Annotated in this window: 21 protein-coding genes and 1 tRNA gene; 14 read left to right on the forward strand and 8 right to left on the reverse strand. The window is 61.2% G+C overall.

Annotation, left to right across the window (positions count from 1 at the left end; all coding sequences use genetic code 11):
* Positions 1-29 precede the first annotated feature (29 nt).
* On the forward strand, positions 30-1,202 hold the full coding sequence (locus K3175_RS01525; protein WP_221541611.1) for an MFS transporter: 1,173 nt from the start codon (positions 30-32) through the stop codon (positions 1,200-1,202).
* Here K3175_RS01525 and K3175_RS01530 read toward each other — a convergent pair.
* From K3175_RS01530 to grxC, 4 genes are all read right to left on the reverse strand, one after another.
* A tRNA-Arg gene (locus K3175_RS01530) sits at positions 1,203-1,279 on the reverse strand.
* 39 nt (positions 1,280-1,318) lie between these two features.
* Positions 1,319-1,786: a DUF1178 family protein gene (locus tag K3175_RS01535; protein WP_221541612.1), complete on the reverse strand. Its 468-nt coding sequence runs from the start codon at positions 1,784-1,786 to the stop codon at positions 1,319-1,321.
* 6 nt (positions 1,787-1,792) lie between these two features.
* A complete protein-coding gene (locus K3175_RS01540; RefSeq protein ID WP_221541613.1) occupies positions 1,793-2,608 on the reverse strand; it encodes a carbon-nitrogen hydrolase family protein in 816 nt (271 codons plus the stop codon).
* Positions 2,609-2,872, reverse strand: coding sequence for a glutaredoxin 3 (grxC, locus tag K3175_RS01545; protein ID WP_221541614.1), 264 nt, complete (start codon positions 2,870-2,872; stop codon positions 2,609-2,611).
* A 165-nt stretch (positions 2,873-3,037) separates the two neighbouring features.
* On the opposite strand from grxC, the gene K3175_RS01550 reads away from it, so the two are divergent.
* The gene (locus tag K3175_RS01550; protein ID WP_221541615.1) at positions 3,038-3,505 is read left to right on the forward strand and encodes an Hsp20 family protein; all 468 of its coding nucleotides are present in this window, start codon (positions 3,038-3,040) and stop codon (positions 3,503-3,505) included.
* Between the two features lie 387 nt (positions 3,506-3,892).
* Here K3175_RS01550 and pyrG read toward each other — a convergent pair whose 3' ends face one another.
* From pyrG to tpiA, 3 genes are all read right to left on the reverse strand, one after another.
* Positions 3,893-5,527 carry a CTP synthase gene (gene pyrG / locus K3175_RS01555; protein WP_221541616.1) on the reverse strand — a complete coding sequence of 545 codons (1,635 nt, stop codon included), beginning with the start codon at positions 5,525-5,527 and terminating at the stop codon, positions 3,893-3,895.
* Between the two features lie 104 nt (positions 5,528-5,631).
* Complete coding sequence (gene secG, locus K3175_RS01560; RefSeq protein ID WP_221541617.1) at positions 5,632-5,991, reverse strand: preprotein translocase subunit SecG; 360 nt, start codon at positions 5,989-5,991, stop codon at positions 5,632-5,634.
* Positions 5,992-6,062: 71 nt separating this feature from the next.
* Complete coding sequence (gene tpiA, locus K3175_RS01565) at positions 6,063-6,824, reverse strand: triose-phosphate isomerase (RefSeq protein WP_221541618.1); 762 nt, start codon at positions 6,822-6,824, stop codon at positions 6,063-6,065.
* Between the two features lie 219 nt (positions 6,825-7,043).
* Here tpiA and K3175_RS01570 point away from each other — a divergent pair, with 219 nt between their 5' ends.
* The 10 genes from K3175_RS01570 to lexA all read left to right on the forward strand — a co-directional run bounded on the left by K3175_RS01570 (position 7,044) and on the right by lexA (position 16,642).
* Positions 7,044-8,981 carry a peptidyl-prolyl cis-trans isomerase gene (locus K3175_RS01570; RefSeq protein ID WP_221541619.1) on the forward strand — a complete coding sequence of 646 codons (1,938 nt, stop codon included), beginning with the start codon at positions 7,044-7,046 and terminating at the stop codon, positions 8,979-8,981.
* Positions 8,982-8,989: 8 nt separating this feature from the next.
* On the forward strand, positions 8,990-10,504 hold the full coding sequence (gene trpE, locus K3175_RS01575; RefSeq protein ID WP_221541620.1) for an anthranilate synthase component I: 1,515 nt from the start codon (positions 8,990-8,992) through the stop codon (positions 10,502-10,504).
* Positions 10,501-11,343, forward strand: a complete 843-nt coding sequence (locus K3175_RS01580) for a phosphodiester glycosidase family protein (protein WP_221541621.1) — start codon at positions 10,501-10,503, stop codon at positions 11,341-11,343. The genes trpE and K3175_RS01580 overlap by 4 nt, the downstream gene beginning before the upstream one ends.
* Positions 11,336-12,292, forward strand: coding sequence for a prolyl aminopeptidase (gene pip, locus K3175_RS01585; protein WP_221541622.1), 957 nt, complete (start codon positions 11,336-11,338; stop codon positions 12,290-12,292). Before K3175_RS01580 ends, pip begins: the two co-directional genes overlap by 8 nt.
* On the forward strand, positions 12,289-12,816 hold the full coding sequence (locus K3175_RS01590; RefSeq protein ID WP_221541623.1) for a YcxB family protein: 528 nt from the start codon (positions 12,289-12,291) through the stop codon (positions 12,814-12,816). Before pip ends, K3175_RS01590 begins: the two co-directional genes overlap by 4 nt.
* A gap of 9 nt (positions 12,817-12,825) precedes the next feature.
* Positions 12,826-13,425 (forward strand): anthranilate synthase component II, encoded by a 600-nt coding sequence (locus K3175_RS01595; protein WP_221541624.1) that lies wholly within the window; start codon positions 12,826-12,828, stop codon positions 13,423-13,425.
* The gene (gene trpD / locus K3175_RS01600) at positions 13,422-14,417 is read left to right on the forward strand and encodes an anthranilate phosphoribosyltransferase (protein ID WP_221541625.1); all 996 of its coding nucleotides are present in this window, start codon (positions 13,422-13,424) and stop codon (positions 14,415-14,417) included. The genes K3175_RS01595 and trpD overlap by 4 nt, the downstream gene beginning before the upstream one ends.
* Entirely contained in the window at positions 14,414-15,202 is a 789-nt protein-coding gene (trpC, locus tag K3175_RS01605) for an indole-3-glycerol phosphate synthase TrpC (RefSeq protein ID WP_221541626.1), read from the forward strand. Before trpD ends, trpC begins: the two co-directional genes overlap by 4 nt.
* A 133-nt stretch (positions 15,203-15,335) precedes the next feature.
* Positions 15,336-15,809 (forward strand): cyclic pyranopterin monophosphate synthase MoaC, encoded by a 474-nt coding sequence (gene moaC, locus K3175_RS01610; RefSeq protein ID WP_221541627.1) that lies wholly within the window; start codon positions 15,336-15,338, stop codon positions 15,807-15,809.
* 125 nt (positions 15,810-15,934) lie between these two features.
* Positions 15,935-16,642 (forward strand): transcriptional repressor LexA, encoded by a 708-nt coding sequence (lexA, locus tag K3175_RS01615; protein WP_221541628.1) that lies wholly within the window; start codon positions 15,935-15,937, stop codon positions 16,640-16,642.
* Positions 16,643-16,672: 30 nt separating this feature from the next.
* Here lexA and K3175_RS01620 read toward each other — a convergent pair whose 3' ends face one another.
* Positions 16,673-18,859, reverse strand: coding sequence for a ComEC/Rec2 family competence protein (locus tag K3175_RS01620; RefSeq protein ID WP_221541629.1), 2,187 nt, complete (start codon positions 18,857-18,859; stop codon positions 16,673-16,675).
* A gap of 28 nt (positions 18,860-18,887) precedes the next feature.
* On the opposite strand from K3175_RS01620, the gene gltX reads away from it, so the two are divergent.
* Both gltX and K3175_RS01630 read left to right on the forward strand, forming a co-directional pair.
* Positions 18,888-20,327: a glutamate--tRNA ligase gene (gene gltX, locus K3175_RS01625; RefSeq protein ID WP_221541630.1), complete on the forward strand. Its 1,440-nt coding sequence runs from the start codon at positions 18,888-18,890 to the stop codon at positions 20,325-20,327.
* A 10-nt stretch (positions 20,328-20,337) separates the two neighbouring features.
* Positions 20,338-21,624 (forward strand): citrate synthase, encoded by a 1,287-nt coding sequence (locus K3175_RS01630; RefSeq protein ID WP_221541631.1) that lies wholly within the window; start codon positions 20,338-20,340, stop codon positions 21,622-21,624.
* Positions 21,625-21,672 lie beyond the last annotated feature (48 nt).

Here is a 21,672-nt window from a genome sequence, read left to right on the forward strand (position 1 = left end):
ATTCGAACCAGATTATTGGAAATTGGCAGATGAGCAATGCGTCGCGGCTTTCGCGCAAACAGGAGTATGCGCTCGCTTTCGCTGCGGCGGTAGTGACCGCGAATGCCTATTATATACATCCCATAATTGGTGATGTTGCGGTGTATTTCGGTGTCAGCGAAGCGCGCATCGGAATTGTCCCGGCTCTCAACCAGATCGCCTTGGCAATCGGGATACTCCTTCTGCTTCCTTTGGGCGATCGCTATTCCAACCGGCGGCTGACGATCATTTTCTCCATCGGCCAAACGCTCTCGCTCGCCCTGATGGCGTTTTCCGGCGGATTTTTCGGCTTCACTGCAGGATCCACCCTTCTCGGCTTCTTCACGATCGCCCCCTATTTGTTGCCGGCCTACGCTTCCAAGAGGGTCGCTCCGGAAAGACTGGGCCAAGTGACCGCCCTGCTCACTGCAGGAGTAATTCTCGGCATTCTCGTGGCCCGGGTCGGTGCTGGTTGGGTTGCAGAACATTACGGCTGGCGTCTGGTTTACTGGATTGCGACCGGCCTCATGCTCGCCGTGACCCTAGCCCTTCCCCGTCTGATGGAGAGCGGCGAGCGCGATCGGGGCGGCGAACCTTACGGCAGGCTTGTCCTCTCGGTCTTTCCGGTCGCTCGGAAGCATAAGGAAGTGCTGCTTTCCGGCACAATTCAGGCGTTGAATTTCGCCCAATTCATTGCGCTGTGGCTCGCGCTCGCGCTCTATCTCACCGGCCCGCTGGGATATGGGACCGATGTCGTGGGCTATCTCGCCGCGATTGCCGCCGTCAGCATTCTTTCCACCCCTCGTCTCGGCCGCTGGGCAGACGCCATCGGCCCGCGCAAGGCGCGCGTAATCTTTGCGCTGATCCAGCTTGTCGGCATGGCTCTGTTTCTGCCCCTTGGAGGCAGCCTGTGGGGATTGCTGGTCCCGCTTGTGATCGTCAATCTCGTCGGTCCGCCGATCGATGTGACGGGCCGCATGACGTTTCTTGCACTCGAGCCTGACCTGCGGACCCGGCTGACGACTGTCTACATTGTCCTCATGTTCGTCGGAGGCGGGATCGGGAGCATTTTTGCGACCTCCGTCTATGGCAATCTGGGCTGGACAGGGGTGTGCGCATTGCTGATCGCATCGTCAGCAATTCTCACCCTGCTTGCATGGCGGGCGACGAAACTGGGGAAATGATGGTGCGCCCGACAGGATTCGAACCTGTGGCCCCCAGATTAGGAATCTGGTGCTCTATCCGACTGAGCTACGGGCGCTCCAGCACGGCTCTATAACGTCTCGATGCTCCGAGGCAATCAGTTCAGTTTATCCGGATCCGAAATCGGGAAAAGGAGCGGGGCAACCGTAATTCCTTCCGCTGCAAGGTTCTCCGCCTCCTCGCGCGTGGCCTTGCCGTGAATGGGCGCTTCATCCTTTTCGCCGTAATGCTGCGAACGCGCTTCCTCGGCGAATTTTTCGCCGACCCACTGACTGCTCTCGAGCGCTTTTGCCTGCGCCTTCGCAAGCTTGGTCAGTGCCTCCGCAACCTCCGGGGGCATGGGAGCGTTGGAAAGCTGCGCCCCCTCTGATGCTGGTGCCCGCGTTGCTCCGCGATTTCCTTTTTGCGCCACCGCAGGAGCCATCGGTGCCTTGTCGACGAGATTGCTGCCGCATTCGGGGCAATCCACCAGGCCTCTGTCGCGCTGCATCTGATAATCGCTCGACGAGCCGAACCATCCTTCGAACCGGTGTCCGTTGTTGCAATGGAGATCATAAACAATCATGCGGCGCTACTTGGCCAATTCACGGCGATTGGCAAGGCTGGGAACTTGCGCACGCACTTCTGAAATGCGCGCTGGGTTCACCTGGGCAAATCCCAGCCCCGGCGGAGCATCGCCCATATCTACCAGGACCTCGCCCCACGGGTCGATCACCAGGCTGTGCCCGTAGGTCTGCCGGCCGTCGGCATGCGTACCCACCTGCGCCGAGGCGACGAGATAGGCACTTGCCTCGATGGCTCTGGCTCTTTGCAGGACATGCCAATGCGCCTCGCCCGTGGGCACCGTAAACGCGGCGGGAACGGCGATCACGTCACAGCGCTCATTGCCCAGCGCGTCGAACAGAGCGGGAAAGCGAAGGTCGTAACAGATGGCGAGGCCAAGCCTTCCGGCCGGGGTTTGGACCGCCACCACATTATTGCCCGGACGATAGGCATTGGATTCCCTCCAGGATTCGCCCGAAGCCAGATCCACGTCGAACATGTGCATTTTGTCATAGCGGGCCGCTATCTCGCCCTTGTCATCCACCACGAAGGACCGATTGACCCATATACCTTCGCCAGTGTCGATCGCGAGCGAGCCGATGCAGGTCCAAATTCCGTGCTTCGCAGAGCAATCGCGGACAGTCGCCAGAACCCTGTCTTCATCCTCGAGCCTTATCGACCCGGCCGCCCGCTTGCGATCTCGGTCGAGCATGCCCGACATTTCGGGCGTGAACAGCATGGCCGCCCCTTCCCCCGCCGCTGCCCCAATCATGTCTGCGAGGAATGCGGCATTTTCTTCGGGAGCGATGCCCGAAGTCATCTGCAGGACGGCAATGTCAGTCATTCAGCTCTCTAGCAATTCATCCAGTTTCCCGGAACGCTCCAAAGCAGCGAGTTCGTCCGAACCGCCGACATAGGTTTCCCCGATGAATATCTGCGGCACCGTGCGCGCTTGCGGGGCGCGCTGCTGCAGCTCTTCTCGCTTCGGGCCGCCCATCGTGATGTCGTGTTCGTTGTAATCGGCGCCCTTTTCGTCGAGCAGGCGCTTTGCACGGACGCAAAAGCCGCAACCGAATTTGGTATAGATGTCGATTTGCGGTTGGCTCATTGCATTTCCTCTGATGTTGCGGGCTATCGCTAGCTACGAATGACAACGCTTGAAAGCGTTTTGGCGGTACCTATTTTATTCGGGTCGGCTCGCTTCGAGCAGACACGGGAGTGCCGACTTCGGGCTCCTTACACAATCAAATTGCTCACTGGAGGATTTGTTTCGATGAACCGTTTTGATACCACACCCTATCGCCGTTCCACAGTTGGCTTCGATCGCCTGTTCGACCTGATGGAACGTCAGGCACGCAATGCCGGGGGCGATAATTACCCACCTTTCAATATCGAGCGCCGCGACGAGGATGCGTATCGCATCACTCTCGCCGTTGCCGGCTTCCGCGCCGAAGATCTCGAGATCACTGCCCAGCAGAACCTGCTCGTGATCCAGGGCCGCAAGCGTGACGACCAGCCCGAAGGCGAAATGCTGCACATCGGCATCGCCAATCGCGGGTTCGAACGCCGCTTCGACCTGGCCGATTACGTGCGCGTGGAGAATGCCGATCTGCGGGACGGTATGCTCTACATCGATCTCGTCCGTGAGGTCCCCGATGCGATGAAGCCCAAGAAGATCGCAATCGGCGGACAGAAGACGCTCGAAGTCGTCAAGAACGAGGACGATAGCGCAGCGGCCTGATCCCGCTCGCTTGCTTGCCGTTAGCGGTGCCTCGAAAGGGGCGCCGCCTTTTTCATGACCCTAAAACTTCACGGCTCACAACGCGATAGGGGCAGCGCCCTAGAGCACTGCCCCACGACGCAATGCGCCGCCAAGCCTCGGATACGGTTGTCCGGGTCGCAGAAGACGACCGAGTTCGAGGCAAGCCCCACCGCTTGCTCAACGCAGCGTAAATCTCCCTGCTCGTCAGCCTCGGGCTGAGTCGGAGATTGTCTGCCCCATCTATAACAAAAGATAAAGTCACGCCCTTGTGGGTGCGACGGGCAGAGTGTCGCCCCCGTACAAATCCCTACTATCGTTCGCAGGGATTACAGGACTTTAGATCAGGCGGACGCCGGTCAAAAAAATTTAGACGAGCCGCGCCTGTTCGAGCGCTGCACCGATGAATCCTGCGAAAAGCGGATGCGGATCGAACGGTTTGGACTTGAGTTCAGGATGGAACTGGACACCGACGAACCACGGATGATCGGGCCGTTCGACGATTTCCGGCAGCAGGCCGTCAGGCGACATGCCCGAGAAGATCAGTCCCTGCTTTTCCAGCGGCTCGATATATTTGCCGTTCACTTCGTAACGGTGGCGATGGCGCTCGGAAATCTCGGTGCTGCCGCCATAGATCGAGGACACATGGCTGTTGGCGGCGAGCTTGGCGTCATAGGCCCCTAGCCGCATCGTACCGCCCAGATCGCCCCCGTCCTCGCGAGTTTGCAAACCTTCCTGTGTCATCCATTCGGTAATGATACCGACGACCGGTTCGTCCGTGCTGCCGAATTCGGTCGAGCTGGCCTGGGAGAAGCCGGCATTGCGGGCCCCTTCCACGCAGGCCATCTGCATGCCCAGGCAGATGCCCAGAAACGGCACCTTGCGTTCGCGGGCGAAGCGGACGCTGGCGATCTTGCCCTCGCTGCCACGCTCGCCGAACCCGCCGGGCACGAGAATACCGTGCATGGGCTCGAGCTGGGCGGCGATATCGCCGTCCGCCTGTTCAAATACTTCGGCGTCGATCCACTTGATGTTGACCTTGACGCGATGCGCCATTCCGCCGTGGATAAGCGCTTCGTTGAGCGATTTGTACGCATCCTGCAGGCCGACATATTTGCCGACCACGCCGATCGTCACCTCGCCTTCGGGGTTCGAATGGCGGTCCACCACATCGTACCACCGCGCAAGATCGGGTTCGGGCGCATCTTTGATGCCGAAACCGCGCAGCACCTCGGTATCCAGCCCTTCCCTGTGATATTGGAGCGGGACCGAATAGATCGAGGGCGCGTCGAGAGCGGGAATGACCGCTTCCTTGCGCACATTGCAAAAATTGGCGATCTTCTGCCGGTCGCTATCGGGAATGGGATGCTCGGCGCGGCACAGCAGCACGTCGGGCTTGATGCCGAGGCTGGCCAGTTCGCGCACGGAATGCTGCGTCGGCTTCGTCTTCAGTTCACCCGCTGCCGCGATATAGGGCACCAGCGTCACGTGGACGCTTAGCGACTGCATCGGCTCCAGTTCGTTACGCAGCTGCCGGATCGCTTCCATGAACGGAAGGCTCTCGATATCCCCGACCGTGCCGCCGATTTCGCACAGGATGAAATCGTGATCGTCCTGCCCGGCCAGCGCGAATTCCTTGATTGCGTCGGTCACATGGGGGACCACCTGCACCGTCGCGCCGAGATAATCGCCGCGCCGTTCCTTGGCGATGATCTGCTGATAGACCCGGCCACTGGTGATATTGTCGCCCTGATGCGCCGAAACGCCGGTGAAGCGCTCGTAATGGCCGAGATCGAGGTCGGTTTCCGCCCCGTCGTCGGTCACATAGACCTCGCCGTGCTGATAGGGGCTCATCGTGCCCGGATCGACGTTGAGATAGGGGTCGAACTTACGAATGCGGACCTTGTAGCCACGCGCCTGGAGGAGGGCAGCAAGCGATGCTGCCATGAGACCTTTGCCAAGCGAGGAGACCACGCCGCCGGTGATGAAGATATACCGCGCCATGGGAGTCGGGCCTTAAGCGTGCGTGTTGAGTCGGCGCAAGGGAAAAGGCGCGCAGCAAGGCGCGCCATCCACCGTAGCGCAGGCGAATGTCGAAAGCGCGGGCCTTATTCGGCCAGCGGATCGTCGGAAGGAGCAGTTTCCTGAGCCGGTGCGGCAGGAGCTGTTGCCGGTCCGCCAAGCGGATCGTTTTCCACAGGAGCGACGCTGCGGTCGAGCGTCGATTCAATCTCACCTGCACCCACACCTTCGACGGCCATCGCGGCGAGCGCGATGGAAAGCGCGACGAAAGCAACAGCCAGCCACTTCGTCGAACGAGTGAGGAAGTCAGCCGCACCGCGTGCACTCAACATGCCGCTCGGGCTGCCGCCGATACCCAGGCCGCCGCCTTCGCTGCGTTGCATCAGGATTACCGTGATGAGTGCCGCGCCGATGATGGCCTGAACGACGGTGAGAAAGAGAAACATGGATGAGATACTCTGGGAAAGCTGTGAATTTCTGCGCCGCATCTAATGGCAGTGCGGCAAAACGGCAAGCGTCAGGCCTCTTCGGTCTCCGACGCTGCAACCACGATGCCGAGAAAGCTTTCGGCCGAAAGGCTAGCACCGCCCACCAGCGCACCGCCCACTTCCGGCAGAGAGAGGATTTCGCGGGCGTTTTCGGGCTTCACCGATCCACCGTAGAGGATCCGCACCCCGGAAGACTGCTCTTCGCCATAGGTTTCATCCAGCAGGCCGCGAATCGCCTTATGCATGGCTTCGATATCGTCAGGCGTGGCGGTCTTGCCGGTGCCGATGGCCCAGACCGGCTCATAGGCCACGGTCAGCCGTTCGGCCGGATCTTCGATCTTCGAGACGCTGGCCCGCAGCTGCTCGAGCACGAAATCTTCTGCCTGGCCCTTCTCGCGAACAGGCAGAGTTTCACCGCAGCACAGGATAATGCGCAGGCCGGCCTCGATCGCGCTTTCGATCTTGGCATTGATCTGTTCGGCGGTTTCCTTGTGGTCGCCGCGCCGCTCGCTGTGTCCGATAATGACGAACTTGGCCCCGGCGTCGGCGAGCATCGTCGCGGAGATATCTCCGGTATGCGCGCCGTCTTCACCGGGGAAACAATCCTGCGCGCCTACGCCGATCTGTTCCGCCTCGCGGTGCACGGCATGAATCAGGGTGAACGGCGGAGCCACGGCGACTTCCGCCTTCATGTAACGCTGTGCGGCACGGTCGATTGCGCGCGCTTCGGGCAGCATGGCGCGCGTTCCGTTCATTTTCCAATTGCCGACGATGTAGGGCCGTTCGGCCATAAATTAGGTCTTCCTGTACTGAAACGCTGTTCGGGCGCGTGGCTATATAGGTCGTGTGCGTAAGATCGCTAGACGTGGTTCTCTAATGGGTCAAAACCGGACGGCACCTGTTGCGGCTTGGTCGCAGGGCGGATAAAGCGCGCCCCACAACCGGTTCGTTGCCGCCGTTCATCCGGCAGGTGATGGCCAAAAGCACACGAAAAGGCATCTTCGCAAGCCATGCTCACGTTTTTCCGGAATTTCTTCAAGACCAAGATAGGTCTCGCGCTGGCCCTGGCCTTCCTGGTTCTGATCGGTTTCGCCTTTGCCAGTATGGATGTCTCCAATTCGGGCGCATTCGGCGGAGTGGCCGGCGGAAACAGCGTCGCCGTCGTTGGAGATGAAAAGATCGGTACGGCCGACCTCAATTCTGCCGCCAACAATGCACTCCAGCGCACGCGCCAGCAGGATCCCGAAGCCACGATGCAGACGCTGCTCGCGGGCAATGGCCTCAACGATGTGCTTGACGATCTCATCAACCGTTATGCGCTGATTGCCTGGGGCGAGGAAAACGGGCTTCGCGCGGGCACGAATCTGGTGAATAGCGAAATTCGCCAGATTCCTGCCGCCCGCGGTGCCAGCGGTGATTTCAGCACCGACAGCTACAATATCTTCCTGCGTACGAATGGCCTGACCGATGCCGAACTGCGGCAGCAGATCCGCACTTCGCTGTTCTTCCAGCAGTCGATCCTTCCTTCGGTTTATGGGTCGAAGCTTCCCGATAGCATCGCGACGACTTATGCGCGCAGCTTCAAGGAGCGTCGCTTCGGCGCCATTGCCACCATTCCTGCCACCCTGTTCGCCCCGCAAGGCGATCCGACCGATGCGCAACTGAACAAATTCTACACCGACAATCGCGATCGTTTCGTGCGTCCCGAACGTCGCATCCTGCGTTATGCAACCTTCGACAGCAACGCTCTGGGCGACAGCATCGAACCAAGCGATGCCGATATCGCTGCCTATTATCGGAGCAATGGCGATGAGTACGCCGCTCGCGAACTGCGCAGCTTTACTCAGCTGATCGTGCCGACACGCGAAGGCGCACAAGCGATCGCAGCGCGTATCAAGGGCGGCGAAAGTTTCGCTCAGGCTGCCGCCAGCGCCGGTCTGCGGACCACGACCGTCGATGCGCAGGAAAAGGCTGAAATCGCCAGCACCGCTTCGGCAGCCGTGGCCGACGCCTATTTCGCAGCTGCTCAGGGCACGGTGACCACTCCCGCTCGCAGCCCGCTGGGCTGGCACATTGCCCGGATTACCAATGTCGACAGCCAGCCTGCACGCACTCTTGCCAGCGTCCGCGGCGAAATTGCCGACCAGCTCCGAGAAGAGAACCGCCAGCGCGGCATTTCCGAACTTGCCGTCAATATCGAAGACCGGCTGGGCGACGGCGCATCGCTTTCTTCGGTCGCTGAAGAACTGGGGCTCGACCTGCAGACGACAAAGCCGGTCACTGCGTCCGGCTCCATCTACGGCACTCAGGAGCAGATCCCCGAAGTGCTGCGCCCGGTCCTGAATTTCGCTTTCCAGGCCGACGAGAATGAAGCCCAGATCGGCGCCCTGCCCGACGGCCAGACCTTCCTGGTCTACGATGTCTCCGATATCACGCCTTCGGCTGTCGCACCGCTGGCGCAGATTCGCGAAGATGCGATTGCCCAGTGGCGCCAGGTCCGCGGCGAGCAATCGGCCAAGGCCGCTGCAGAACGGATCGTGAAGCGCGTCGAGGGCGGTCAGAGCCTTGCCGAAGCCGTCGCCGCGGAAAAGAAGAATATTCGCGCGCCCGAGCAGGTCAACTACAGCCGCGAGGAACTCGCCCGCTTGCAGAATACGCGGGTGCCCGCGCCGATCGCGCTCATGTTCGGCATGGCCAAAGGCACGGTGAAGAAGCTCGAAGGCCAGGGCGACCAGGGTTACTATGTGGTCGATCTGGACCGGATCGAGCTTGAGGATCTGGCCGAGAACGATCCGCTGATTGCACAGGCCCGTTCGCAGGTCGGTCAGGCCTGGAGCGCCGAATATGGCGAACAGCTGCTGAACGCCATGCGCGCCGATGTCGGTGTCGAGCGTAATCCCGATGCCATCGCCGCGGTCCGTCGCCAGCTCCTCGGCGAGCCGAACTGAGCCGCACCTTGACTGGCGATCTGAACGGTTCCGTCTCGGCGCTGGAAGCGTTGGGGCAAGGCAATCCGGCGCTCGTCTGGCGCCGGATCGTCGCCGACACGGTTACCCCGGTCGGCGCCGCTTTGCGCCTCTTCCGCGAAGGGCGCGGGGATTTCCTGCTCGAATCGGTCGAAGGCGGCGAAATTCGCGGTCGCTACAGCCTGCTCGGCCTCGATCCCGATCTCGTCTTCCGCGCGAGCGGCGACGAAGCGTCGATCAACCGCCGGTGGAAGAGCGATCGCGATGCCTTCAAGGCCTGCGAGAACGGCACGCTGGATGCGCTGCGCGAGCTGCTGGCCCAGTGCCGGATCGATGTGCCGGAAGAGCTTCCGCCCGCCCTCGCCTGCCTGGTCGGCTATTTCGGCTATGAGACGATCGGCCTAGTGGAAAAACTGCCGCGCGCGCCGGATAATTCGCTGGACGTGCCGGACATGCTTTTCGTGCGCCCGACGCTCATTCTTGTTTTCGACAGCCTCGAGGACACGCTCTACTGCGTCGCCCCGGTCTGGCCGTCCCATGAGCCGGCGGAGCCTATGCTCGAGCGTGCGCAGGAACGGATCGACGCCGCGCTGTCTTCGCTCGGCTCCGCGATAGACATGGCGGGTGCCCCTGCTGCCGATCATCCCGAGCCTTTGCCGCAGCCGACGCTGCCGCCCGAAGAATACGCGGCCATGGTCGCGCGGGCGAAAGACTACATCACCGCCGGGGACATCTTCCAGGTCGTCCTGTCGCAGCGTTTCACCGCGCCCTTCGCCCTGCCGCCGATTGCGCTCTACCGGGCGCTGCGGCGGGTCAATCCGTCACCCTTCCTCTATTTCCTCGACCTGCCCGGCTTTGCCGTGGTCGGATCGAGCCCCGAAATCCTCGTGCGGGTGCGTGGCGGCGAAGTCACCGTGCGCCCCATCGCCGGGACGCGGCCACGCGGCAAGACCGCCGCCGAGGACCGTGAGGCGGAACTCTCCCTCCTCGCCGATCCGAAGGAACGGGCCGAACATCTCATGCTGCTGGATCTGGGCCGCAACGATGTGGGCCGCGTGGCCGAGGCGGGCAGCGTCACCGTTACCGATAGCTTTACCGTCGAACGCTACAGCCATGTCATGCATATCGTCAGCAATGTCGTCGGCCGTCTGGATCCTTCGCGCGATGCGCTGGAGGCGATGTTCGCGGGCTTTCCGGCAGGCACCGTCAGCGGGGCGCCCAAGCTGCGCGCCTGCGAGATCATCGCCGAGCTCGAGCCTGCCACCCGCGGCGCCTATGCCGGCGGCGTCGGCTATTTCGCGCCCGACGGATCGCTCGATAGCTGTATCGTGCTGCGCACCGCGGTGGTAAAGGACGGCACCATGCATGTGCAGGCTGGCGCAGGGATCGTTGCCGACAGCGATCCCGCCTATGAACAACGAGAATGCGAAGCCAAGGCCGGCGCACTGTTTGCTGCAGCGCGCGAAGCCGTACGCCTCGCGCAGGAACCCGGTTACGGCCAATGAAATACGCAATCCTCGCCCTGCCACTGATGCTCCTCGCCGCCTGCGAGCCCGCGCCCGAGGGTGAACCCGTCACCCGCACGCGCATCGATGGTCAGGGCAGCCCCTCCGACGCGCCCACGCCCAGCGATACTGCATCGGGTACGACGCGGGTCGAAAGCGCCTGCCGCTCGATCATCTTCGAGGACAGCCCCCTCACCCACTGCCTCGCCACGCCAGCGCGGCACACGATCTCGATGGATCTCGGCCCGTCGGGCGAAGCACCTTACCGCAGCCTCACCGCATTCTCGCAGGCCCAGTCGCAGGCGAGCATCGCGTTCGCGATGAACGGCGGGATGTATGACGACGAGGGCAAGCCTATCGGCTATTACGTCGAGAACGGGGACCGCCTGCAGACGCTGAACACGGCGGATGGCGAAGGCAATTTCCACATGTCGCCCAATGGGGTGTTCTTCGGCACCAATGGCAAGTGGGAAGTCCGCGCGACCGACGATTTTCTCGCCAATGTGCGCGAGAGGCCCGATTTCGGCACTCAGTCCGGCCCGATGCTGGTGATCGATGGCAAGCTCCATCCGGAAATCACCCAGGACGGCGAATCGCGCTATATCCGCAACGCGGTCGGCGTCGACGACAAGGGCCGCGCCCATTTCGTGATTTCCAACGGACCGGTCAGCTTCGGCAAGCTGGCGCGGTTCTATCGCGACGAACTCAATGTGAAGAACGCACTCTATCTGGACGGCAATGTCTCGGCCTTGTGGAATCCCGCCACCGGCCGCCTGGACACCGGCGCGCCGATAGGGCCGATCATCGTGGTCGGAAAGAAGGACCAGCAAAGTGATTGAATACGAACGCACTCTCTATCCCGAAATCGAGCCCTATGAGACAGGCATGCTCGACGTCGGCGAAGGCCATTCGCTGTATTACGAGCGGGTCGGCACACCGGGTGCCAAGCCCGCGGTGTTCATGCACGGGGGCCCGGGCGGCGGCATGTCGCCGGCGCATCGCCGCCAGTGGGATCCGGAGCTTTACGACGTCCTGCTGTTCGACCAGCGCGGCTGCGGCCAGTCCCTGCCTTTCGCCGAGATAGAGAATAACGACACCTGGCGCATCGTCGAGGATGTCGAGAAACTGCGGGAAATGTGCGGCCACGAAAAATGGCAGGCCTTCGGCGGCAGCTGGGGCGCCACCCTCGCGCTTGCCTATGCGCAGGCCCATCCCGACCGGGTGACCGAAATCGTCCTGCGCGGCGTTTTCCTCGGCCGGCAGACCGAGAAGGACTGGCTCTACAAATATGGCGCCAGCGAGATCATGGCCGAACAATGGGACGATTTCACCGGCCTCATCCCGGAAGAAGAGCGCGGCGATCTGGTCAAGGCCTATTACGACCGGCTGACCAGCGACAACGAACAGATCCGCCTCGCCGCGGCGCGCGAATGGTCGCTGTGGGAAGGCAATGTCGCCACGCTGCTGCCCGACGAGGACCTCCTCGACACCTTTGCCGATCCGTCGAAGGCTGTGCCCTTCGCCCGCATCTGCGCCAAATTCTTCCTGCAAAATTTCTTCCTCGAGGAAGCGCAGCTGCTCAAGAATGCGGATCGCATCAAGCATATCCCCGGCATCATCGTGCAGGGCCGCCACGACATCTGCACCCCGCCCACCTCGGCATGGGCGCTGAAGAAGGTCTGGCCCGAAGCGGAACTGTGGATCGTGCAGGATGCAGGCCATGCCGCCAGCGAACCGGGCATCATCGACGGTCTCGTCCGCGCGACCGACAAGCTGGCGGATAAATGAGCGAGCGTAAATTCACCTTCCAATACGACTACGCCGAGATGCTTGCTGCGAGCTGGTTTACTGTTCGCAAGCGATGGATGTGGAAGGGGGTCATTTGGTACATTGCCTTGATGACGCTTATCATGACCGCGATCATTAAAGTCGGCTCAGATGACTATTCGGTCATCTCTTTCGTAGCCTCCGCATTGGCCGGAATGGCGATTGCAATCGCATGCCTTCTCGTAACGTCGCTTTACTGGCTTTGGTGTGTGCCTCGAAGCGTACGGAAGGCTTACTCCCAACTCAGGCTCGACGGAGAAAGCGTCGAATTCTCGTTTGATGATGCCAAATTGAAAATTGCCGATTCCACGACAACCTTGGCACTTCCGTGGAACCGATGGGTCAAATGGGCAGAGAACGATCGGTTCTTACTGCTTTACCGAACGAGCACTTACGCCCATTATATACCGAAATCCGAAGTCCAGGCTGAGCAAACGGACGCGTTGATCGCCGAATTGAACGGTGCCGGTGTGAAGAAGATTTAGGGACCGGACATGATCCTCGTCATCGACAATTACGACAGCTTCACCTTCAACCTGGTCCATTATCTGATGGAACTGGGGGCCGAGGTCGATGTCGTGCGCAACGATGCCATCACTGACGAAGAGGCTATCGCGAAGGATGCGGCGGGCTATCTCATCTCGCCCGGCCCCTGCACGCCGAATGAAGCCGGGGTCAGCCTCGATCTGGTCGCCGCCTGCGCCAAGGCGGAAAAACCCCTGCTCGGCGTGTGCCTCGGCCATCAGTCGATCGGGCAGCATTTCGGCGGCAAGGTGGTGCGCGGCGGGCTGATGCACGGCAAGACGAGCGATCTTACACATGACGGCTCCGGCGTCTTTGCAAAGCTGCCCTCGCCTTACACCGCCACCCGCTATCACTCGCTGGTGGTGGAGGATATTCCCGACTGCCTGATCGTCAACGCCACCAGCGAGACGCCCGGTCTCGACGGGTCGAGCGTGATGGGCTTCCGGCATGAAAGCCTGCCCATCCACGGCGTCCAGTTCCATCCCGAAAGTATCGCCACCGAACATGGCCACGCCCTGCTGGCCAACTTCCTTGCGATCTGCGGCGTGGATGCCAAGGTGCCGGCATGAGCAGACAGCTTCCCTCGGCAGACACGCACCTTACCGAAGACGATGCGCATGAGATCTTCGGCTGGATCCTCGACGGCGAAGTGGGCGACGAGGAAATCGGCCGCTTTCTGGTCAATATGTCGGCCCGCAGCGAAACCTCGGAAGAGATTGCCGGGGCTGCGCGCGCCCTGAGAGACCGGTTGATACCGGTGCCCGCCCCTGACGGCACGATCGATTGCTGCGGCACCGGCGGTGACGGTCACCACACACTCAACGTCTCGACGGCAGTCAGCCTGGTGGTGGCGGCGTGCGGTGTACCTGTTGCGAAGCATGGCAACCGTGCCGCCAGTTCCAAATCGGGCGCTGCCGATACGCTGGAGGCGCTCGGTCTCGATATGGAAGCGGCGGGAAGAACCGCCGAGAAGACACTGAACGATCTGGGAATTTGCTTCCTGTTCGCCAAGAACCATCATCCGGCGATGGGCCGTATCCAGCCTATCCGGCAGAAATTGGGCGTGCGCACCATCTTCAATCTGATGGGGCCGCTGTCCAATCCCGCAGGCGTGACCCGCCAGCTGATCGGCATCGCACGCCCCGCCTATGTGCCGATCTATGCCCGGGCAAAGGCGCGGCTGGGTACGGAGCGGACCTTCATCGCCTCGGGTGACGAAGGGCTCGACGAACTCAGCCTTGCCGGCGGCAACGAACTGGCCGACGTCACCGGCCATGATTTCGAAATGCGCCGCGTCGTCGCGGTCCAGGCCAATCTGCCGCATTCCCCGGTAGAGGCGATCCGCGGCGGCGATCCGGCCTATAATGCCAAGGCGCTCGAAGCGCTGCTGCTGGGCGCGCCCGGGCCCTATCGCGATGCGGTGCTCTTCAATGCTGCCGCCACGCTGATCGTTGCCGGCAAAACCGAAGACTGGGCGGAGGGCGCGCAAATGGCAGCCGAAGCTCTCGACAGTGGGCGGGCAAGACAATTGCTGATCGACTGGATCGCACTGGCGAAATGAACAAGCTGGAACAGATCTGCGCGACCAAGCGCGAAGAAGTCGCCGCGCGCAAGGCGCAGCGCAGCCTCTCTGTCCTCGACGGCATTGCCCGCGAACAGGACGCGCCGCTTGGATTTCATCGCGCGCTGGAAAACAGGCAGCAGACCGGCTTCGGCCTGATCGCGGAGATCAAGAAAGCCTCGCCGTCCAAGGGCCTCATCCGCCCCGACTTCCAGCCCGCTGACCATGCGCGGGCCTATGCTGCAGGCGGTGCCGCCTGCCTCTCCGTGTTGACCGATGCGCCCTATTTCCAGGGCCATGAGGACTATCTCGTCGCCGCCCGTGCAGCCTGCGCGCTTCCCGTGCTACGCAAGGATTTCATGGTCGATCCCTGGCAGGTCGCCGAAGCGCGGGCGCTGGGCGCGGATGCCATTCTCATCATCGTCGCCGCGCTGGAAGACGCGCAGATGGCCGAGATCGAGGCTGCCGCTTTCGAGCGGGGTATGGACGTCCTCGTCGAAGTGCACGATGCCGCCGAGATGGAGCGGGCAGCCGGATTGAAGTCACGGCTTCTGGGTGTAAACAACCGCAATCTCAAGACCTTCGAAACCGATCTTGCCACGACGGAAGAACTCGCCGCCCTGGCGCCTGCGGACGCCCTGCTGGTCGGGGAAAGCGGGATTTTCACGAATGACGATTGCCAGCGTCTGGCCAATGCCGGTGTGCGCAGCTTCCTCGTCGGCGAAAGTCTCATGCGGCAGGACGATGTCGAGGCGGCCACCCGCCGGCTCCTGACGGGCAATTAACACTGTCCTACACGGTCTGGCCGCGCCATAGGTCGGGCATGTACATGTCCGGCCCTTCCTTCCCGCAATCCGGGATTTTTAGCTCTAGGGCTGTGCTCCAGGCGCTCCACCCTTCAGCTTGCAGGTCCGCTTTATGAACAGACTCACCCATCTCGACGATAAGGGCGCGGCGCATATGGTCGATGTCGGCGGCAAGCGCGAAACCGCGCGGCGGGCGGTGGCCGAAGGGCGTATCCGCATGAATGGCGAAGCGCTCGACGCGATCATGGCCGGGGCGACGGCGAAGGGCGATGCGCTCGCCACGGCGCGGATCGCCGGGATCATGGCTGCCAAGAAAACGGGCGATCTGATCCCGCTGTGCCATCCGCTCGGGCTGGAAAGCGTGACCGTTGAGTTCGAGCGGGAAGACAATGCGATCCGCGTGGTGGCGAGCGCCTCGCTCACCGGCAAGACGGGGGTGGAGATGGAAGCGATGGCCGCTGCCGGGATCGCCCTCCTCACGCTCTACGACATGGGCAAGGCGATCGACCGGGCCATGGTGATCAGCGGCGTGCGCCTGCTGTCCAAGACCGGCGGCAAGTCGGGCGAATGGAACGCGGAGGACTGAAAGGGGAACAGGTGTTCTCCCCAACTGGCTCGAAAATGGCTGTATTGCTTGACTTGTGAAAATCGGTTGCCTAATTGTTCCACATTCGTTCACAGGGTTGTGAACAGGAACATGGGAGTTTTCCGATGCTGACTGCCAAGCAGCACGAACTGATCCGTTTCATCCAGGAAAAGCTGGAAGAGACCGGCATTTCGCCCTCTTTCGAAGAGATGAAGGAAGCGCTCGATCTCAAGAGCAAGTCCGGCGTGCATCGCCTGATTTCCGCGCTTGAAGAACGCGGTTTCATCCGCCGCCTGCCCAACCGGGCCCGCGCGCTGGAAATCATCAAGCTGCCGGAAAACTCGGTGACCGGCACGGCGCGGGCTCCCGCATCGCCTGCCCAGCCTGCTGCCAATGATTCCGTCGTTGCCGCGCACGCCGCCAGGCCGGTCGCGCCCGAACCGGCCAACGACATCATCGAGGTTCCGCTCCACGGACGCATCGCAGCCGGCGCCCCGATCGAAGCGATCGAAGGCCAGTCCTCGATGCCGGTCCCGGCCGCCCTGCTCGGCCCCGGCGATCACTACGCCCTCGAAGTCAGCGGCGATTCCATGATCGAAGCGGGCATTTTTGATGGTGACTTCGCCCTCGTGAAGCGCACCGAAACCGCGCGTGACGGTGAAATCGTGGTCGCTCTGGTCGATAATGAGGAAGCGACTCTCAAATACCTGCGCAAGGAAGGCGCCATGGTGCGCCTCGATCCTGCAAACGGCAGCTATGAACCGCAGGTCTACGAAGCGGGCCGGGTTCAGGTTCAGGGCAAGCTTGCCGGCCTTTTGCGCCGCTATCACTGATCCGGCCGGGAATTGGGGCGGCAAGCTGGCCTAACCGCCACTCGCCCCTTTCCACCATCCATGGCTGCCCTGCCCCTGCGCCACCGTCTCAATTTCGCCCTTATCGAGATAGATGGCCAGTCCCCCGCTACGCTCGAGAAAGCGCCGGTCTGATTTCAGCCACTTGGGTCTGCAACTTCTCGGCAGCCACCGTTCTGAAATAACGATATCCGCTCTTTCGCATGCCGCGGCGAGTGCACGCTCGTCGATCAGCTCGCGGCTGCGGGAGATCAGAACGAACCAGCTGCTTTCGCCCTTTTGCACGGGGAGACTGCAGAAATCCGGGCTGCAACGCGCCCCCGGCCACCGCTCCAGATCGATGGGCGCGGCCTCCGTCCCGGCAAGCTCGACCAGATTGTCCTGGGCATAGGATCCGGGCTCGTCCCGCAGCACGAACAGCCGCCCGTCTTCGCCCACCAGACCGACATCGGCGCCATCACGCGCCACGAGTATGTCAGGCGCAGCGGTCGTCGCCAGTAGAAAGGACCCGACCAGGACCGGACCAAATCCTGCAAGCCGCGCCCTTCCCCGCCACAGCGCCAGCCACAAGCCTCCGGCCACGAAGAAGAGCACTGCCGGAAGGCCGATATGGGGCACCACCTTAACCGCTCCCGGCTGCGATGCAGTCAGATGCGCAATGGAGAGAAGGAGATCGAGTGATTGACCGGCCAGCCACCAGGCAGGAGCGCCTGCGCCGAGCAGGTCGAGGAGCAAGGCCACCGCAATCAGCGGCATCGACACGAAGGTCACAAGCGGAATGGCGATGACATTGGCAAACGCACCGTAAAGTCCGGCGCGGTGAAAGTGGAAGAGGACGATCGGCGTAAGCGCGATCTCGATCACCAGACCGGTCACGAAAAGCATCACTACCCGCCTGCCCAGTCGCCTTAGCCAACTCTCCTCCCGCGAAGCCAGGAAATCGCGCACCGGACCAGCATTGTGGAGAGCGACAATCGCAATCACCGCCGCAAAACTCATTTGGAAGCTCGGGCCCACCAATGATTCTGGCCACAAAAGCAGCACGATCGCCGCCGCTAGGGCCACCATCCGCATGGACAGCGGTTCACGCCCCAGAGCCAAGGCCCCCAGCACAAGCAGCGCCCCGATGCAGCTGCGAACAGTCGGCACCTCGGCACCGGTCAAGAGCGTGTATCCTATTCCCGCGCCGGCCGCCACGGCCGCAGAGAGCAAGGGCAGGCGAACTCTGAGCGCTAGCCAAGGAAAAAGAGCGAGGGATTTCATGACGAGAAAATAGGCCGCCGCGATCACAGCACTCACATGAAGACCGCTGATCGACAGCAGATGTGTCAGACCCGCATCGCGCATCGCTGCGTCATCCTGCGTTGCAATGGCGCCGCGATCCCCACTTGCAAATGCGGCCGCGATCGTTCCGGCAGAACCATCCAACCGTGCCCGGACATGCCTGGAAAGGCCCTCTTGCATCCTCGCGATGCGGCCCGAAGAGGATGTAGCCGGCTCCACCAATTCGATCTCGCCAGCGAGAGAGCCCGTCGCCGCAAGTCCTTCAAACCACGCCCGCCGTGCAAAATCATACGCACCGGGAAGCAGGGGCGGTGCCGGCGGCATCAAACGCGCTTTGAACCGGATATGAGCGCCTGTGCTATATTCGGGAGAGTCGCGATCAAGAGGAACGTTGATCCGCACCTTTATAGGTCTTCCGATCTCACCATCGCGCGCCGCGACGATAAGCCTCACCCGCCCCTCAGCCGGCTGTTCTTCGCGTTCGAGAATGCGCGCATCGAGTGTCATCATCGCGGGGTGATCGATGGGTTCGGCGCCGACCATCGCCGACCTCGCCCAGATCACCATCAGCCCCAGTGCGATTGCTATCGCGACGGCTGCGACCGCAAGCCGGAGATTAGGGAGGCTGCCTTGCTCTCTTTTGTAAAAAGCTGCAACCGTCGCAACAATCACCAAGGCTAACGCTATAGCGCCCCATTGCCAGAGATCATGAAGCGCGAACCATATCCCAATTCCGCATGCGAAACAGACTGTTAGCCATGGGCCCCTGTCGAAACCAGAACGATCTAGAAATGCTTCGGTTTGTCCGGCCAATCTGGACATTGCAGCACGCATACGCCAAGGGCGCTGCATTGCAGCATCGGCGGGCAGCCCCCCATCGCCGAATGGCACCATCGGCGTCCGCTGTGTCGCCATGCAAGGACTTGAAAGGAAAGACGAAGCAATGGCAAGCGAAACCAGCAAACAGGTCGTCACCAGGTTTGCGCCATCGCCTACCGGCTTCCTCCATATCGGTGGAGCTCGGACCGCGCTCTTCAACTGGCTATATGCTCGTCACCACGGCGGAAAAGCCCTGCTGCGTATCGAAGATACCGACCGCAAGCGAAGCACGCAGGAAGCCATCGACAAGATTATCGAAGGGCTCGACTGGCTTGGTCTCGAATTCGACGAACCGCCGGTCTTTCAATCCGATCGGGCCGAACGGCACGCAGAGGTCGCGAAGCAGCTATTGGAAGCGGGACATGCCTATAAATGCTTCGCCACTCCGGAAGAACTCGAAGCTATGCGAGCGGAGCAGAGAGCTAACAAGCTGCCGATGCGGTATGATCGCCGTTGGCGTGACCGGGACGAAAGCGAGGCGCCTGAAGGGGCGCCCTGTGTCATACGCCTCAAAGTTCCGACTGAGGGTGAGACCATCATTGATGACGAAGTCCAAGGAAAGGTGACGGTCGAAAACGCAGAGATCGACGATTATGTCCTCCTGCGGGCTGATGGCACGCCGACCTATATGTTAGCTGTCGTCGTTGATGACCATGACATGGGCGTGACCCACATTATCCGCGGTGACGACCATCTCAACAATGCATTTCGGCAGCTGCCTATTGTTCGCGCTATGAACGAGATCGAAGGCGGGTGGCCTGATCCGGTTTACGCGCATGTTCCACTAATCCATGGCAGCGATGGCGCGAAGCTGTCCAAGCGACACGGTGCTGTAGGCGTCGAAGCGTACCGCGACGAAGAGGGTGTCCTCCCGGAGGCATTGTTCAACTATCTGTTGCGCCTCGGCTGGGGACACGGTGACCGCGAGGAAATTACGCGCGGAGAAGCAGTCGAACTGTTCGATCTGGATGGCGTCGGCAAAAGCGCGTCGCGTTTCGATATCAAGAAGCTCCAGAACTTGAACGGACATTATATTCGCGAAGCCGATGATGCGCGCCTTGCAACTCTGGTCGCTTCCAAGCTCGGTCAAGAAGAGAACCAACAGCTGCTTGAAGACGCCATGCCGGTGTTGAAACCTCGCGCCAAGAGCGTGAACGAACTAGTTGAAGGCGCGGCATTTCTTTTCGTGCAGCGCCCACTCGAGATGACCGACAAAGCTGCAGCCTTGCTTGATGGCGAAGCCCGCCAGCGGCTGGGCGGCCTCTCGGCCCGGCTGGCCAAGGAAAATCACTGGACAATCGAGGCTCTCGAAGCCACTACGAAGGCGTATGCCGAAGAGCTGGAACTGGGTCTCGGCAAGCTGGCGCAGCCCATGAGGGCAGCGTTAACGGGCACCACCACATCGCCCGGAATTTTCGATGTACTGGTCCTGCTGGGCAAGGAAGAGTCGCTCGCGCGTATCGACGCGCAGGCAGCGCCCTCAGGATCGAATGAATTGAACTGAGGAGACAAGCGTGGCCGACAAGCAGGCAACTCTCAATCTAGGCGACCAAACCCAGGACTTCCCCGTCCTCGAGGGAAGCGTGGGTCCGGACGTCATCGATATCCGTAAGCTTTACGGCTCGACCGGCAAATTCACCTACGATCCGGGCTATAAATCGACGGCGAGCTGTGAAAGCGCGCTGACCTATATCGATGGCGAAGAGGGCGTGCTGCTCCACCGCGGCTATCCGATCGGTCAGCTCGCCGAAAATTCGAGCTTCATGGAAGTCGCCTATCTCCTGCTCAACGGCGAATTGCCCAACAAGGACGAGCTGGACGACTTCGATTACACGATCACGCGCCACACCATGGTGCACGATCAGTTGCGGCAGTTTTATCAGGGCTTCCGTCGCGATGCCCATCCTATGGCAATCATGTGCGGGGTGGTCGGCGCGCTTTCGGCTTTCTACCATGACAGCACGGACATCTCGGATCCCGAACACCGGACGATCAGCAGCCATCGCTTGATTGCCAAGATGCCGACGATCGCTGCGATGGCGTATAAGTATTCGATCGGCCAGCCCTTCATGCAGCCGAAGAATGATCTCAGCTACACTGGCAATTTCCTCCGCATGACGTTCGGCGTCCCGGCTGAAGAATATGAAATTCATCCGGCGATCGAAAAAGCGATGGACCGGATCTTCATCCTCCATGCGGATCACGAGCAGAACGCGTCGACCTCAACCGTTCGCCTTGCTGGTTCTTCCGGCGCCAACCCCTTCGCCTGCATCGCAGCCGGTATTGCCTGTCTTTGGGGCCCAGCGCATGGCGGTGCGAACGAAGCAGCGCTCAATATGCTGCAGGAAATCGGCTCTCCTGACCGTATTCCGCATTACATCGAGCGAGCCAAGGATAAGAACGACCCCTTCCGCCTGATGGGCTTTGGTCACCGGGTCTACAAGAATTACGATCCTCGTGCGACCGTCATGCAGCAGACACTGCGTGAGGTGTTCGATGCTCTGAATGTCAACGACCCGGTCTTCGAAACCGCTTTGAAGCTCGAAGAGCTCGCCTTGAATGATGATTACTTCAAGGAAAAGAAGCTCTTTCCCAATGTCGACTTCTATTCAGGCATTATCCTGAATGCGATTGGCTTCCCGACCACCATGTTCACTGCGCTCTTTGCGCTCGCTCGTACGGTAGGTTGGGTGGCCCAGTGGAACGAGATGATTTCCGACCCTGGTCAGGTCATTGGCCGTCCGCGCCAGCTCTATACGGGCCCAACCCAGCGCGATTACGTTCCTATCGGCCAACGCTGATATGCATCTGATCCTCAAGGTCTCCGGAATAGCGCTTATGCTTTCCGG

It is taken from the genome of Qipengyuania aestuarii, from assembly GCF_019711535.1.
Taxonomy (GTDB): Bacteria; Pseudomonadota; Alphaproteobacteria; order Sphingomonadales; family Sphingomonadaceae; genus Qipengyuania; species Qipengyuania aestuarii.

Bases quoted from the DNA above. Each gene is read 5' to 3' on its own strand.
- K3175_RS01525 (WP_221541611.1), top strand. From the start codon at position 30: ATGAGCAATGCGTCGCGGCTTTCGCGCAAACAGGAGTATGCGCTCGCT.
- K3175_RS01535 (WP_221541612.1), bottom strand. From the start codon at position 1,786: ATGATTGTTTATGATCTCCATTGCAACAACGGACACCGGTTCGAAGGA.
- K3175_RS01540 (WP_221541613.1), bottom strand. From the start codon at position 2,608: ATGACTGACATTGCCGTCCTGCAGATGACTTCGGGCATCGCTCCCGAA.
- grxC (WP_221541614.1), bottom strand. From the start codon at position 2,872: ATGAGCCAACCGCAAATCGACATCTATACCAAATTCGGTTGCGGCTTT.
- K3175_RS01550 (WP_221541615.1), top strand. From the start codon at position 3,038: ATGAACCGTTTTGATACCACACCCTATCGCCGTTCCACAGTTGGCTTC.
- pyrG (WP_221541616.1), bottom strand. From the start codon at position 5,527: ATGGCGCGGTATATCTTCATCACCGGCGGCGTGGTCTCCTCGCTTGGC.
- secG (WP_221541617.1), bottom strand. From the start codon at position 5,991: ATGTTTCTCTTTCTCACCGTCGTTCAGGCCATCATCGGCGCGGCACTC.
- tpiA (WP_221541618.1), bottom strand. From the start codon at position 6,824: ATGGCCGAACGGCCCTACATCGTCGGCAATTGGAAAATGAACGGAACG.
- K3175_RS01570 (WP_221541619.1), top strand. From the start codon at position 7,044: ATGCTCACGTTTTTCCGGAATTTCTTCAAGACCAAGATAGGTCTCGCG.
- K3175_RS01580 (WP_221541621.1), top strand. From the start codon at position 10,501: ATGAAATACGCAATCCTCGCCCTGCCACTGATGCTCCTCGCCGCCTGC.
- K3175_RS01590 (WP_221541623.1), top strand. From the start codon at position 12,289: ATGAGCGAGCGTAAATTCACCTTCCAATACGACTACGCCGAGATGCTT.
- K3175_RS01595 (WP_221541624.1), top strand. From the start codon at position 12,826: ATGATCCTCGTCATCGACAATTACGACAGCTTCACCTTCAACCTGGTC.
- trpD (WP_221541625.1), top strand. From the start codon at position 13,422: ATGAGCAGACAGCTTCCCTCGGCAGACACGCACCTTACCGAAGACGAT.
- trpC (WP_221541626.1), top strand. From the start codon at position 14,414: ATGAACAAGCTGGAACAGATCTGCGCGACCAAGCGCGAAGAAGTCGCC.
- moaC (WP_221541627.1), top strand. From the start codon at position 15,336: ATGAACAGACTCACCCATCTCGACGATAAGGGCGCGGCGCATATGGTC.
- lexA (WP_221541628.1), top strand. From the start codon at position 15,935: ATGCTGACTGCCAAGCAGCACGAACTGATCCGTTTCATCCAGGAAAAG.
- K3175_RS01620 (WP_221541629.1), bottom strand. From the start codon at position 18,859: ATGGCGACACAGCGGACGCCGATGGTGCCATTCGGCGATGGGGGGCTG.
- gltX (WP_221541630.1), top strand. From the start codon at position 18,888: ATGGCAAGCGAAACCAGCAAACAGGTCGTCACCAGGTTTGCGCCATCG.